This is a genomic window from Nocardioides sp., assembly GCF_036493135.1.
Lineage (GTDB): Bacteria > Actinomycetota > Actinomycetes > Propionibacteriales > Nocardioidaceae > Nocardioides.
Window position 1 is genome coordinate 17,447 of record NZ_DASXQG010000100.1, and the last position, 14,195, is coordinate 31,641.

At 72.8% G+C, this 14,195-nt stretch carries 11 protein-coding genes; 4 read left to right on the forward strand and 7 right to left on the reverse strand.

Annotated elements, in window-relative coordinates:
* Positions 1-77 precede the first annotated feature (77 nt).
* The 6 genes from VGJ24_RS19185 to VGJ24_RS19210 all read right to left on the reverse strand — a co-directional run bounded on the left by VGJ24_RS19185 (position 78) and on the right by VGJ24_RS19210 (position 8,604).
* Complete coding sequence (locus VGJ24_RS19185) at positions 78-1,469, reverse strand: cytochrome P450 (protein ID WP_331502249.1); 1,392 nt, start codon at positions 1,467-1,469, stop codon at positions 78-80.
* Positions 1,470-1,587: 118 nt separating this feature from the next.
* Positions 1,588-4,530 (reverse strand): helix-turn-helix transcriptional regulator, encoded by a 2,943-nt coding sequence (locus VGJ24_RS19190; protein WP_331502250.1) that lies wholly within the window; start codon positions 4,528-4,530, stop codon positions 1,588-1,590.
* 37 nt (positions 4,531-4,567) lie between these two features.
* Entirely contained in the window at positions 4,568-4,720 is a 153-nt protein-coding gene (locus tag VGJ24_RS19195; protein WP_331502251.1) for a hypothetical protein, read from the reverse strand.
* 158 nt (positions 4,721-4,878) lie between these two features.
* A complete protein-coding gene (gene hutI, locus VGJ24_RS19200) occupies positions 4,879-6,042 on the reverse strand; it encodes an imidazolonepropionase (protein ID WP_331502252.1) in 1,164 nt (387 codons plus the stop codon).
* Positions 6,043-6,112: 70 nt separating this feature from the next.
* Entirely contained in the window at positions 6,113-7,420 is a 1,308-nt protein-coding gene (locus tag VGJ24_RS19205; protein ID WP_331502253.1) for a formimidoylglutamate deiminase, read from the reverse strand.
* On the reverse strand, positions 7,417-8,604 hold the full coding sequence (locus tag VGJ24_RS19210; RefSeq protein ID WP_414691122.1) for an allantoate amidohydrolase: 1,188 nt from the start codon (positions 8,602-8,604) through the stop codon (positions 7,417-7,419). Before VGJ24_RS19210 ends, VGJ24_RS19205 begins: the two co-directional genes overlap by 4 nt.
* A 31-nt stretch (positions 8,605-8,635) precedes the next feature.
* Here VGJ24_RS19210 and VGJ24_RS19215 point away from each other — a divergent pair, with 31 nt between their 5' ends.
* From VGJ24_RS19215 to VGJ24_RS19230, 4 genes are all read left to right on the forward strand, one after another.
* Positions 8,636-9,262: a nitroreductase family protein gene (locus VGJ24_RS19215; RefSeq protein ID WP_331502255.1), complete on the forward strand. Its 627-nt coding sequence runs from the start codon at positions 8,636-8,638 to the stop codon at positions 9,260-9,262.
* Between the two features lie 126 nt (positions 9,263-9,388).
* Entirely contained in the window at positions 9,389-11,500 is a 2,112-nt protein-coding gene (locus VGJ24_RS19220; RefSeq protein WP_331502256.1) for a S9 family peptidase, read from the forward strand.
* A complete protein-coding gene (locus VGJ24_RS19225; protein WP_331502257.1) occupies positions 11,497-12,903 on the forward strand; it encodes a M20/M25/M40 family metallo-hydrolase in 1,407 nt (468 codons plus the stop codon). Before VGJ24_RS19220 ends, VGJ24_RS19225 begins: the two co-directional genes overlap by 4 nt.
* Positions 12,860-13,426 carry a DUF1992 domain-containing protein gene (locus VGJ24_RS19230; RefSeq protein ID WP_331502258.1) on the forward strand — a complete coding sequence of 189 codons (567 nt, stop codon included), beginning with the start codon at positions 12,860-12,862 and terminating at the stop codon, positions 13,424-13,426. The genes VGJ24_RS19225 and VGJ24_RS19230 overlap by 44 nt, the downstream gene beginning before the upstream one ends.
* A 29-nt stretch (positions 13,427-13,455) precedes the next feature.
* Here the strand turns inward: VGJ24_RS19230 and VGJ24_RS19235 are convergent, their stop codons facing one another.
* Complete coding sequence (locus VGJ24_RS19235; protein WP_331502259.1) at positions 13,456-14,193, reverse strand: class I SAM-dependent methyltransferase; 738 nt, start codon at positions 14,191-14,193, stop codon at positions 13,456-13,458.
* Positions 14,194-14,195: the final 2 nt, after the last annotated feature.

The window sequence follows — 14,195 nt, forward strand, 5'->3', positions numbered from 1 at the left end:
AGTCATTGTGACCCGCGTGAAACGGGCGTGGCACCGGAATCGGACAACCGGTCGGTGATTTCACCCTGGCGGGCGGGCTACCCCACGCGGATCCGCGAGCCTCGGCGCGGCACGCTGGTGATGTTGCGGACCTTCGGACGGTCCGGCCCGATCGCCGTCACGTCGTACGTCGAGAGGATCTGCCGCAGCACGGCGACGCCCTCCATCAGCGAGAACCCGGCCCCGATACAGCGCCGGACACCGCCGCCGAACGGGATCCAGGTGTTGACCGGCGGGTTCTGGCCGAGGAACCGGTCGGGGTCGAACCGCTCGGGGTCGGGGTGGTTGTCGGCGCGGCCGTGCGCGATCAGGATCGACGGTCCCACCGTGGCGCCCGCGGGCAGGTCCCAGCCGCCCACCGTGGCCGGCTGCATGAGGGTGCGGACGACCATCGGGATCACCGGGTGCAGGCGCATCGCCTCCTTCAGCGCCGCTTCGAGGTGGTCGTCGTCGCCGGTGTGCGCGGCCTCGCGAGCACGAGCGAGCTGAGCGCGGTCGCGGCCGAGCTCGTGCAGCGCCCACGCCAGCGCGGTCGCCGTGGTCTCGTGCCCCGCGAGCAGCAGGGTGACCAGTTGGTCGCGGAGCTCCTCATCGGTGAGCCGGTCGCCGTCGTCGCCCGCCAGGATCAGCCGCGAGAGCACGTCGGTGCGCTGGTCGAGGTCGACGGCGGTGCGACGCTCGCGGATCTCGGCGTAGATCAGCTCATCGAGGCGGTAGGCGTTGGCGACGGTCTTCTTCCAGGGGCCGAAGCGCTGCAGCGCCGGGTAGCCCCAGCCGAGCAGGACGGCGGGGCTGATGTTGACGGTGCGGTTCACGCACGGTCGGAGCTCGACGAGGCGATTCTCGTCGGTGACGCCGAAGACGACGCGGAGGATGACCTCGAGGGTCAGCGCGTTCATCCGGTCGAGGCTGCGGAACTCGTCGCCGCTGTGCCAGCGCCCGACCTCCTCGCGGGCGACCTCGTCGACCAACCCCCGGTAGCCGCGCAGGGCGTGACCGTTGAAGGCCGGCATCAGCAGGGCGCGGGCGCGCTTGTGCTCGCTGCTGTCCTGGAGAAGCAGGGAGTGCTCGCCCATGATCGGGCCGAGGATCGCGTTGCCCTTGCCGGCGTGGAAGACCTCGGGATCGCCGGCGAAGATCTCCTTGGCGTGCTCCGGGCGGGTGAAGAGCACCAGCGGGCGGCCGCCGGGCACGATGCGGACGGTGAACACGTCGCCGTACCGACGCCACATGCGGGGCACGAAGTGGTGCCGGAAGCGCAGCAGGGCCACGGACTGGGCCCAGACGGGCCAGCGCGGACCCGGTGGCAGGCCGCGAGTCTCGAACCGGGGAGCCGACTCGCCCCCGAACGGGCGCATCCGCTCGAAGCGACGAGCGGTGAGGTCCCTGGTGTCCGGCCGGGGCTCGGATGGACGGTCGAGCGTGGTCATGGGCGGCTCCGTTCTGCCGGGCCATACTACGAGTACGTGACCATGCCATCCGGGGATAGTACGTATCAATCGGACGGCGGCGAGTCCGGCCGATTGATACGTACTATCCGAGGAGCCCTCAAAGCAGCAGACCGTCGCGCCGGGCGATCGCGGCCGCCTCGGTGCGGCCCGCGGCACCGAGCTTGCCCAGGATGTTGGACACGTGGACCGACACGGTCTTGGTGCTGATGAACAGCTGACGCCCGATCTCGCCGTTGGTGCGGCCCTCGGCGACGAGCGCCAGGATCTCGGACTCGCGCGGGGTCAGCGTCGGTCGCCCGGGGGCGGCGGCGGTCGGAGCGGTTGACGTCGCGGCCCGACCCAGGCGGCGCAGCAGCGGCCGGGCACCCAGCTGCTCGGCGACCTCCAGCGCGGTCTTGGTCAAGATCTGGGCGCTGGCCGTGTCACCGGTGGCCGCCAGGATCTCGGCCAGCGTCGCCCGGACGGAGGCCAGCTCGTACGGAGCGGCGAACGCCTCGAAGCCGGACTCGGTGCCGCGCCAGGCCTCGACCAGCGCCTCGAGGGTCGGCGGGTCGACGTCGGCGACCCAGCGCCACCGCAGCAGCTCAGCCTCGACCCGCGCCTCCCAGGCGCGGCTCTCGGGGCCCCAGGAGGTGCCGGACTTCTCGTTGCGGCGCTCGAGTACGGCGTGCGCGTCGTCGACCAGCCCCGCGACCAGCGGCGCGTCGGCCACCCGCTCGGTGGCGCTGCGATGAGCCGCGCCCTGGGCGAAGGCGGCCAGCGTGGTCGCGGCCAACCGGACACGCGCCTGGAACAGCGGGTGCCAGATGTTGGTGAGAGTCTCGGTGATCAGCTCGTAGAGGAGGGAGGCGGCGGCCTGGTCACCGATGAGCTCGGCGGCCTCCAGCTCGGCGGCCCCGGCCGTGGTCGCGACCAGGCCCTCCTCACGCCAGAAGGGCCGCAGGTTGTGGGCCAGCTCCTCGCCTGCCGGCTCGCCGCGGGCGACCAGTATCTGCGCTCGCGTGCCCGAGAGCAGCGCGTCGTAGATCGGTGGGACCACCTCCATGGAGGTGTCGAGCACGACCAGCGCGTCGTCCCACCGCCCCTGCATCCGCAGCGACACGGCGTGCATCCAGCGCGCCTCAGCGGCGTAGGGGACCCACGGGGTGCCCTCCGCCTTGGCGCGGGTCGTCCCGCGGGTGAAGGCCGCGTCCGCCTCGGCGAACTCCGCGTTGTCGAGGTGGTGGTTGCCGAGCAGGAGCAGGGCGCGCAGCTCGGTGGTGGCGGCTCCGACGTCGACCGCGCCGGCGATCGCCGAGCGGAGCGCCTCGATCAGGGACTCGGACGGGCCGCCCTTCTTCTCCAGCCCGACCAAGGTGGTACGGATGTCGCTGGCCAGGCGCGGCATGTCGAGCCGCTCGGCCAGCGCGAGGCCGGTCATCGCGACCTCGCGACCCTCGGCGTACCGGCCGGAGCGAGCCAGCATCCGGGCGTGTACCGCCAGCACCCTCGCCCGGGCGGGAGTCGGACCGTCGGCGACGAGGGCCGCTGCCTGGGTCGTGAGGTCGAGCGGGTCCTGCTGCGTCTCGGTCAAGGCAAGGGCACCCGCGAGCGTGCCGAGCAGCTGGCCACGGACCTCGTCCGGGGCGTCGGGCGGCAGGTGGTCGAGCTGCTCCCGGACGACACCGAGGGCGCGGGCCGGATGTCCCGCGGCGATCAGCGCGTCTGCGACGAGCCGGACCAGGCGCGGGTGGTCGAGGTCGGTCTCCTGCGACTCGGGGAGCCGGGTGTCGTGCCAGAGCTCGAGGGCCTGGAGGTAGTGCTGGGCGGCCTCCTCGGCACCGCCGACCGCGCGCGCGTCATCACCGGCACGCAGGCTCGCCGTGAGAGCGGTCGCGTAGTCCTTGGCGAGCCGGGCGTGGCGGGCGAGCTCCGCGGCGGTGCCGCTGGCGCGGCCGTCCTGGAGGGCCTTCGCGTACGCCGCGTGCAGGCTGGTGCGCTCGCCGGGCAGGAGGTCGTCGTACACCGCCTCGGCGAGCAGGGCGTGGCGGAACTGGTAGAAGTCGTCGCTGCTCGGCACCATCACATGACCCTCGACGGCGTCGCGGACGGCCCGGTCGAGCTCGGCGGGCTCGAGGTCGACGACGGCGCTGAGCGCTGCGTGGGAGACCCGGCGGCCGGCCACCGCGGAGGCGCGGACCACGGTGACCGCGGAGTCGTCGAGGTTCTCCAGGCGCAGGAGGAGGAGCTCGGCGAGGTCCTCGGGGATGCGGCCGGTGCGGGTGCGCGTGGCACCGACCAGCTCCTCGACGAAGAACGCGTTGCCCTCGGCGCGGCCGACGATGTCGCGGACGCGTGCCTCGGGCAGGGGGTCGGGGTGCAGCTGCTGCACGAGACGGCGTACGTCGGCCCGGCGGAGCGGCTCGACCTGCACGCGCTCGACGCCGCTCATCCGCGCCCAGACGGCGACCTGGCGGCGGAGCGGGTGGCGGCGATGCAGGTCGTCGGAGCGGTACGACGCGACCAGCGCGACCGGGGCGTCGAAGCCGCGGCCGAACAGGAAGCTCATCAGGTCGCGGGTGGACTGGTCGGCCCAGTGGAGGTCCTCGACGACGAGGAGCAGGCACTGGTGGGCGCCGGCCGCCTCGGCGAGGGCGTGGACGGCGTCGAAGAGAGCGGCTTGGTCTGCCGGGAGGGACTCGGGGTCGGTGGCCATGGTCAACATCCGCTGGCCGGGGAGCAGACGGAGCAGGGCGGGGTGGCGCTCGGCGACCTGGTCGAACAGGTCGGGCAGCTCACGGGCGATGCGGCCGGTGATCTCGGAGAAGGGGAGGTAAGGCAGGGCGCTGTCGGCGAAGTCGAGGCAGTGACCGGCCTGGACCAGCCAGCCGTCGGTGACGGCGTGGTCGCGGAGCTCGGTCAGCAGGCGGGTCTTGCCGACGCCGGCGTCGCCGGCGAGGAGAACGGCGTCCCGGTCGGTGGTGCCGCCGGATACAGAGATGCCGAGCGTGGAGCGAAGCTGCTCCAGCTCGGCATCTCGTCCGACCAACTCCGATGTCATGTGGTCCATCTTGTCGCTGACCACGGACATCGACATCTCAGTTGATCCAGTTCTTCTCGTTGGTGGCCGCATCGGGCCCGTCCCACTCGAGGCGACGACGCCACTTGCGGTACCGGACCGGCTTCAGCTCCGACCGCGTCCGCTTGCTGCGGTACTGGAACTCCGGCTCGAGGAGGAACAAGTCGTTCATCTCTCTGATCCCTTCGTGTCTGTGTCTGGCTGACACGTAGAGATTCGCTCGCTGAGGTAGTGCCGGACATCGGCACCGTTCCCTATCTACGCGCGAGCCCTACCTCAGAAGCGACCCCGGCCACGGATCTGACTACCTCAGACCCACCTAGCCGCCCTTCAACCGGTGGTGGGGCGTCCGGCCACCCAGGTGGCGGTCACCAGGGGTACGCCGGGCCGATAGGCGAGATGGACGTGCGTGGGGGCGTCGAGCAGCACGAGATCGGCCTGCCGACCCGGGAGCAGGGCGCCGACGTCGTCGCGGTCGAGGGCCGCCGCACCGCCCGCGGTGGCCGCGTGGACGGCTTCCGCGGGCGTCATCCCCATCTCGCGGACGGCGAGGGCCACGCACAGGGGCATGGAGCTGGTGAAGCAGGACCCCGGGTTGCAGTCGGAGGCCAGTGCGACCCGGACGCCGGCATCGAGCAGGCGGCGTGCGTCGGGGTACGGCTGGCGGGTGGAGAACTCCACCCCCGGGAGCAGCGTGGCGATGGTGCCGGAGCCGGCCAGGGCGGCGACGTCGTCGTCGGTCAGGTACGTGCAGTGGTCGACGGCCACAAGACCGAGCTCGCAGGCGAGGCGCACCCCTGGTCCGGGTCCGAGCTGGTTGGCGTGCAGCCGCCCCTGGAGGCCCGCCTCGGCCCCAGACCGGAGCACTACCCGGCACTGGTCGGCGTCGAACGCCCCCGTCTCGCAGAACGCATCGATCCACCGGGCGTGGGGGGCGCAGGCCTCGACCATGGGACCGGTGACGAGTGCGACGTACTCCTCGGGCGTGGTGCCCTCGGGTACGACGTGCGCCCCGAGGTACGTCGTCTCCTCGGTGAACTGCCGCGCGACGGCCAGGCTGCGCGCCTCGTCGTGCACTGTCAGGCCGTAGCCGCTCTTGATCTCGACGGTCGTGGTGCCCTGGCGTCGCATCTCGTTCACCAGCCGAGCGACGTGGCTGGTCAGCTGCTCGTCCGTGGCGGCCCGGGTCGCCGCCACGGTGGCGCGGATGCCGCCCGCGGCGTACGACTCGCCGGCCATCCGGGCGGCGAACTCCGCGGCCCGGTCTCCGGCGAAGACGAGGTGCGAGTGGGAGTCGACGAACCCGGGGATGACGGTCCGGCCGCCGGCGTCGACCTGCTGGTCGGCCGCGGGCGCTCGGTCGGCCGCACCGACCCAGGCCACGGTCGAGCCGTCGACGACGAGAGCCGCGCCGGTGACGATCCCGAGCAGGTCGTCGGCGTCGGGGTCGTTGGTGACCAGCTCGCCGATGTTGGTGATCACGGTCGCGGTCATTCGGGGTCCCTGCGGCGTTCTGCGACGGAGGAGCGAAGCGGGGGAGGCGAAGAAAGTCGTGGGGAGGAGCTCATGACCAGATCCTCCCGATCACGTCGTCGAGGTCGCGCCCCAGCTGCTCCCGATCGTCCTCGCGGAAGACGATCCGGCCGTCAGCCACCACCTGGGTCACGTCCTCGGCGACCGCCGCGAAGACCGCGGTCTGCTCGTCGGCGCCGGTCCCGGCGGTCCGGACCCGGTCCGTCGCGATCGTGACCAGGTCGGCGCGCCGACCGACCGCGATCCCACCCGCGTCGTCCCAGCCGAGGGAGTCGTGGCGGGTGGCAGCGTCGAGCAGCTCCGCCGCGCGCCAGTGGCCGCGCCGCTGCGTCGCGAGACGCTCGTCGAGCTCGACGGCGCGCATCTCCTCGAACGGGTCGATCACCGCATGGCTGTCACTGCCGAGGGTCAGCCGGCTGCCGGCGTCGTGCAGGGCCCGGCTCGGGCCGATGCCGTCCCCGAGGTCGCGCTCGGTGGTCGGGCAGAAGCAGGCGTACGTCGCGGCCTCGCCCAGGAGGCTCACGTCATCGACCGTCAGATGCGTGGCGTGCACGGCGCTGGTGAGCGGACCGAGCACGCCGGCGTCCGCGAGCACCCGGGTGGGCGATGCGCCGTACGCCCGGAGGCAGGCGTCGTTCTCCCCCACCTGCTCCGAGAGATGCACGTGGAGGGGCCGACCCTCGGCGGCCTCGGCGACGCCGCCGAGCTGGTCGCGCGGGACGGCGCGGATCGAGTGGATCGCGGCACCGATCCGGACCGTCTCGCCCGGCCGGAGACCGTCGACGCGCGCGGCCCACGCGCTGGCGCTGCCGTCGTCGTACCGCACCTGCACGCCCTGCGGGGGTTCGCCGAACCCGGAGCTGAGGTAGCAGGTGTCGAGCATCGTGATCCTGAGTCCGGCTCGTTGCGCGGCCTCGATGAGCGCGTGGCCCATCGCGTTCGGCTCGTCGTACGGCGTGCCGTCCGGCTGGTGGTGGAGGTAGTGGAACTCCCCCGCGCCCGTGAACCCGGCGGCCACCATCTCGCGGTAGGTGACCGTCGCCAGCTCGAGGTAGGAGTCCGGGTCGAGCCGCCCGGCCACGTCGTACATCTGCTCGCGCCAGGTCCAGAAGCTCCCGCGCTCGCGCTGGGTGCGGCCGCGCAGAGCCCGGTGGAACGCGTGACTGTGGCAGTTCGCGAGCCCGGGAATCGTCAGGCCAGGAAGGGGATCGGCTCCCTCGGCCGCCCCGCCCACCTCCACCGAGGTGAACCGACCGTCCACGATCTCCACCCCGACGCCGTCGTGGACGGTCCCGTCGACCCAGGCCCGCTCGAGCAGGTACGCCGTCGGGTCGCTCACGAGGCGAGCCGTTCCAGCGTCTCGGCCAGGGCGTCGACCCCGGCGAGACAGTCCGGCAGCTCGGCGTGCTCGGCCGGGGAGTGGGAGACGCCGGTCGGGTTGCGCACGAAGAGCATTGCGCTCGGAATCCCCTGCGTAGACATGATCCCGGCGTCGTGCCCGGCCTGGGTCGGTAGGATCGGCCAGTCGCCGTCCTCATGGTCGACGGCGATCCGTCGGGCGAGATCGGGGTCGAAGTCGACGGCCCCCGACACCGACTCGGCGGTGACGGCGAGTCGCGTCCCGTCGCGCTCGGCCCGGTCCTCGGCCTGGCGGGTGATGGTCTCGACCAGGGTGGCCAGGCCCTCGTCGGACTCGCACCGCGCATCCATCCAGGCGGTCACGGCCGACGGCACCGAGTTCGTCGAGTTCGGCTGGGTGTCGACCCGGCCGAACGTCGCCCGCTGCCCGGCGACGCGCGCCTGCTTGTTGGCCGCCAATGCCGTCATCGCATAGGTGAGCATCGGGTCGCGGCGGTCTTCCATCCGCGTCGTGCCGGCGTGGTTCGGCTCGCCGGCGATGTCGAAGCGGTAGCGGCCGTGCGGCCAGATCCGGCTCGCGACACCGATCGCGGCACCGCGGTCGACCAGGTCCCGCCCCTGCTCGACGTGCAGCTCGACGAAGCACGCAAGTTGCTCAGATCCCAACCAGGGCTGGGGATTCTCGTCATCGAACCCCAGGGAGGCCATGGCCTCGTCGAGGCGTACGCCGTCCCGGTCACGCAATCCGCGGGCCTGCTCCCAGCCGGTCGCTCCGGTCGCGAGCCGCGAGCCGAGACAGGCCAGCCCGAAGCGCGAACCCTCCTCCTCGACGAACACCGAGACCCCGATCGGGCGCGCGGGCCGGAAGCCGCGGTCGCGCAGCACCTCGAGGGCGGCCAGCGCGGACACCACGCCGAGCGGACCGTCGTACGCACCTCCGTCGAGCACCGAGTCCAGGTGCGAGCCGGTGACCACGCCCGGCCCGGCACCGCTGTCCCACCACGCGATCCGGTTGCCGAAGGGGTCGGTCTCGAGCCGCAACCGCTGAGCACCTGCCTGCTCGACGAACCACGCGTCCAGCTCGCGCTCGGCGCTCGCGAACGGCTGCCGGAAGTACCCGCCGCTGCGTGCGGCACGCCCGAGCGGCTGGATCGTGCGCCACATGTCCTCGAAATGATCAGGCACACTCGCCCCCATGGAGTTCCAGGACGTCGTGCGCCGCCGCCGGATGATCCGTGAGTACGCCGAGACCGCCGTCGACCCCGCCTTCGTCGACCGAGCGTTGGCCAACGCCGTGCGCGCGCCGAGCGCGGGCTTCAGCCAGGGCTGGGCGTTCCTGGTGCTCGACCGGCCGGCCGACGTCGAGAGGTTCTGGGACGTGACCACGACGCCGGGCGAGCTGCCCGACAGCTGGCTGCGCGGCATGACCACGGCTCCGGTGGTGATCATCCCGTGCTCGAGCAAGGCGGCGTACCTCCACCGGTACGCCCAGCCCGACAAGGGCTGGACCGACCTCGATGAGGCCCGCTGGCCGGTGCCGTTCTGGCACATGGACGCCGCGATGGCCAGCCTGCTGATCCTGCTCACGGCGGTCGACGAGGGCCTCGGCGCCTGCTTCTTCGGCATCCCGCCGGAGCACGAGCGCGCGACCCGGGCCGCCTTCGGCATCCCCGACGACTTCGACCCGGTCGGCGCCATCACACTCGGTCACCGGCTGCCCGACGAGGCGCCGTCCGGCTCCCCGACGAAGCGCCCGCGCAGGGACCAGGCGGACGTCGTGCACCACGGGACCTGGGGGTCGGCGGGGGACGCGACGGGCTGACACGAGTCCATTCGAGCGACCCGGGGGTCCCCGGTCAACGCGCCACCCGGCTCAGCCCGTCTCGGATCCGAGAGGGGCCGCGCCACGCGGTCCCGCGTCGCGGTCGGCGGGTGGGATGCTCGCCCGGTGAGCGACGGCCCCGGCGAGTCCCTGTCCTTCCCGCGTCACCGCGCCCGCACCAGGAACTTCACCCTGGGCCGGCCACGGAGCGCCACCGTCGCCGCCGACGGCTCGCGCGTGGTCTTCCTGCGCTCGGCCGGCGGCACCGATCCCGTCAACGCGCTGTGGGTGCTCGACGTCGAGCGCGCCCAGGAGCGGCTGGTCGCCGACCCGGCGCGACTCCTCGAGGCCGGTGACGACGACGTACCTCCCGAGGAGCGCGCCCGCCGGGAGCGGATGCGTGAGATCGGCGGCGGCATCGTGGGGTACGACGCCGACGCGGGCGCGACGGCGGCGGCGTTCGCACTGTCCGGCCGGCTGTTCCTCGCGGACCTCGTCGCCGGCGGCGCGACCGAGCTGCCGGTCGCCGGGCCCGTGATCGACCCCCGGCTCGACCCGACCGGCTCGTGCGTCGCGTACGTCACCGGCGGAGCACTCCACGTCGTGGTGACCGACGGCACCGACGGTCGCCTCCTCATCGGCGAGGACACCGACGACGTGACCTGGGGCGTGGCCGAGTTCGTCGCCGCCGAGGAGATGGGCCGCGAGCGCGGCCACTGGTGGGCATCCGACGGGCAGCGGCTCCTCGTCGCGCGGGTCGACGAGTCGCCGGTGCAGCGCTGGCACATCGCCGACCCCGCACATCCCGAGCAGCCGGCGATGGAGACGCGCTACCCGGCCGCGGGCACGCCGAACGCCGTCGTCACCGCGGCGATCGTCGGACTCGACGGCGCGCGGCTCGACGTCGCGTGGGACACCGACGCCCTCCCCTATCTCGCCGGCGCCGGCTGGCCCGACGGGCGCGCGCCGTACGTCGTGGTCCAGAGCCGCGACCAGCGTCGCCTGCAGGTGCTCCAGGTCGACGCCGAGACCGGGGCGACGACGGTCGTGCGAGAGGACACCGATCCCCACTGGGTCGACATCAACGCCGGCGTCCCGGTGTGGCTCGCCGACGGCCGGCTGGTGTGGCTCGCCGATCTCGACGACACCCGCCGGCTGTGGGTGGGCGACGAGGTCGTGACTCCCGAGGGGTTGCAGGTGTCGGCGGTCGCCGGCGCCGGCGACGACTGGGTCCTCCTGGAGGCCAGCGACGAGTCGACGGAGCGGCATCTCTACCGGTGGTCGGTGTCGGCCGGCCTCCAGCGCCTGACCACCGTGCCCGGCCTGTACCGCGGGCTCGCCGGTGGCGACGTCCTCGTCGTGGAGTCGGCCACGATCGACCAGGTCGGCATCTCATGGACGATCAGTCGCGCCGACGCCGAGCTCACCCGGCTCGTCTCGCACGCGGACATCCCGGCGCTGCACCCGGTCCCGGCCCTGCTCCGGACCGGCCGGCGCGAGATCCGCACGGCCGTCGTCCTGCCCCGCGACGACGTCCGGCCACCGGGACCGCTGCCGGTGCTGATCAGCCCGTACGGCGGGCCTCAGGGGCGGATGGTGGTCGCGGCCCGCCACGCCTACCTGGAGCACCAGTGGTTCGCCGACCGGGGATTCGCCGTGGTCGTCGCCGACGGTCGAGGCACCCCCGGCCGGGGACCCGCGTGGGACAGGACCGTCGCTCACGACCTGGCCGGACCGGTTCTCGAGGACCAGGTCGACGCTCTCGCCGGTGTCGCCGACCGGTTCCCCGGCGAGCTCGACCTGGGCCGGGTCGCGATCCAGGGGTGGTCCTTCGGCGGCTACCTCGCGGCGCTCGCCGTACTGCGGCGGCCGGACGTGTTCCACGCGGCCGTGGCCGGGGCGCCGGTGACCGACTGGGCGCTCTACGACACGCACTACACCGAACGCTTCCTCGGCACGCCGGACGACCAGCCGGAGGTCTATCGCACCTGCTCGCTCCTGGAGGACGCCGCGGGGCTCGAGCGACCGCTGATGATCGTGCACGGCCTGGCCGACGACAACGTGGTGTTCGCCCACACGCTGCACCTGTCCTCGGCCCTGCTGGCCGCGGGGCGACCGCACACCGTGCTCCCGCTGTCGGGCGTCACACACCTGGCGTCGGAGGAGGCCGTGGCGGAGAACCTCTTGCTGCTGCAGGTCGAGTTCCTGAGGTCCGCCCTGAGCCGACCGCCCATATGACCGGCGGCACGGACCGGGCGGTGGCGAAGCTCCAGGCGCTGGTCCGCATCCCCAGCGTCTCCGACCGCGACACCTCGCGGGTGGAGGCCGCCGTGTTCGACCGGCTCCACGCCGAGCTGCGCACGTCGTTCCCCTTGCTGCACGAGCGCCTCGAGCTCACCCGGGTCTACACCCACGGCCTGCTGTTCCGCTGGCCGGGGCGCGCCGCCGACAAGCCGGTCGTGCTGATGGCCCACCTCGACGTCGTACCGGTCGATGACTCGGCACCCTGGCAGCACCCAGCCTTCGGAGCGGAGATCGTCGACGGCGCGATCTGGGGGCGGGGCACCCTCGACGACAAGGGCTGCGTGGCCGCGATCTGCGAGGCGGTGGAACGGCTCCTCGAGGGCGGTCACCTACCCGCGCAGGACGTCTGGCTCTCGTTCGGCTGCGACGAGGAGATCTCGGGCCCGGCGGCGGTGGCCGCCGTCGACGAGCTGGTACGCCGCGGCGTACGACCCTGGCTCGTCCTCGACGAGGGCGGCGCCGTCGCGCACGACGCCTTCCCCGGGGTGAAGCGGGCGGTCGCCGCGATCGGGGTGGCCGAGAAAGGCACCACCAGCGTGGAGCTCCGGGTCGAGGGACCAGGCGGGCACTCCTCGACGCCGGCCCGCAACGGCCCGACCGTGAGGCTGGCCCGCGCGATCCTGCGCATCGACCGCTCGCCGATGCCGGCGCGGCTCCCGGACACCACCGTGGAGCTGATGCGCCGGCTCGCGCCGTACCTGCCGCTCCCGCTCCGACCGCTGGTGCGACGCGCCGACCGGGCCCGGCCGCTGCTGGCGAGGGCGATGATCTCGGCGGGTGCCGAGGCCGCGGCGATGGCGCGCACGACCTTCGCGGTGACCACGCTCGACGGCAGCCCGGCCCTCAACGTGATCGCCTCCTCGGCCACGGCCGGCGTGAACGTCCGGGTGATGCCGGGCGACACCGTCGACGACGTCCTCGCCCACCTGCGCACCGTGGTCGACGACCCCGAGGTGCGGATCAGGGTCGTCGAGCGCGGGGAGGCGAGCCCGGTCTCGGTCGTCGACGAGGTGTTCGACGTGGTCGCCGACCTGGTCGCGACGCACTTCCCGGACGCCGTGATCGCGCCGTACGTCCAGACCGGCGCGACCGACTCGCGCCACTTCACGCGCATCTGCGAGCACGTGTACCGGTTCGCGCCGTTCCGGATGACCGCCGCGCAGCGTCGAGCGATCCACTCCTACGACGAGCACCTCGACGTCGCGGCGTTCCTGGCCGGCATCGACTGGTACCAGGCCCTGATCGAGGGACTCCCGATGCCGGAATCCCCAGGCCCGCATGGGAGAATGGCACATGGGCACCTCGGAGACGCCCGGCCGGAGTCCGGGCACACCTGACCGTTCCGTGGAGCGCGACGAGCGCACCGGCCGCGCTGCCGCGGCTCAGCGGATGCAGCAGAAGGACCAGTGGGTCGACCTCCAGATCCAGGAGGCCATGAAACGCGGCGACTTCGACAACCTGCCCGGGGCCGGCAAGCCGATCAAGGGTCTCGGCACCACCCACGATCCCGACTGGTGGCTCAAGAAGCTCGTCGAGCGCGAGAAGATCAGCGTCCTCCCGCCCGCCCTCCAGCTGCGCAAGGACGACGCCGAGCTCGACGCGAAGCTCGACCGGCACACCGCCGAGTCCGAGGTACGCCGCGAGCTCGAGGAGTTCAACGCCCGAGTGATGAAGGCGCGCTACACCCCCGTCGACGGCCCGCCCCTGGTGACGATGCCGCGCGACGTCGAGGTCGAGGTGGACGACTGGCGCGAGCGCCGACTCGCCCGCCGCCGGGAGTCGGCGGCCCGCCGGGCCGCGGCGCCGGCCCCGCAACCGGCCGCCCCTCGTCGGCGCTGGTTCAGGCGTCGCTCCGGCTGAAGGCCGTACGCGCGTCGTACCTCTGACGGTCAGGCCGGCTTCTCCCACACCGACACGTGCTGCTCGCTGTCGGCGGTGAACGGCGCGCGCTCCCAGTCGGCCCACCGCTCCTTCAGCCGCAGGCCTGCGATCCGCGCCATCAGGTCGAGCTCGGCCGGCCACACGTAGCGGAACGGGATCGAGACCCGGCGGTAGGTGCCGTCCTCGTTCAACCGCAGATGATGCGACCACTGGAGCTGCGACGCGGCGTCGGCGTACTCGTCGAAGGCGTGGTAGCCCGGCTCCTCGGCGAACACATGGAACCGCTCGCCGGGCGGCAGCAGCCGGAGGATCGGCAGGTAGACCTCGATCACGAAGCACCCACCTGGCGACAGGTGCCGAGCGGCGTTCTCGAAGCAGGCGATTTGCTCGTCCTGGGTCGTGAGGTTCGTGATCGTGTTGTAGACCAGGTAGACCAGCGAGAAGTCGCCCTCGACGCGGCTGGCCGTCATGTCGCCCTCGACGGCCCCGATCGCATCCGCGCCCGGCTTGGCCCGCAGTCGCTCGAGCATGGCCCGCGAGATCTCGATGCCCGACACCGGCACGCCACGCTCAGCCAACGGGACTGCGACCCGACCCGTCCCGATCGCGAGCTCGAGGGCGCGACCCTCGCCCGCGAGCCCGGCCAGGAAGTCCGTCGTGGCCGACAGCAGGCCCGGCTCGAACTGCCCGGTCGAGTCCTTGTCGTACGTCGCGGCAATCTCCTCGTCGAACCAGATCTTCGGCATGC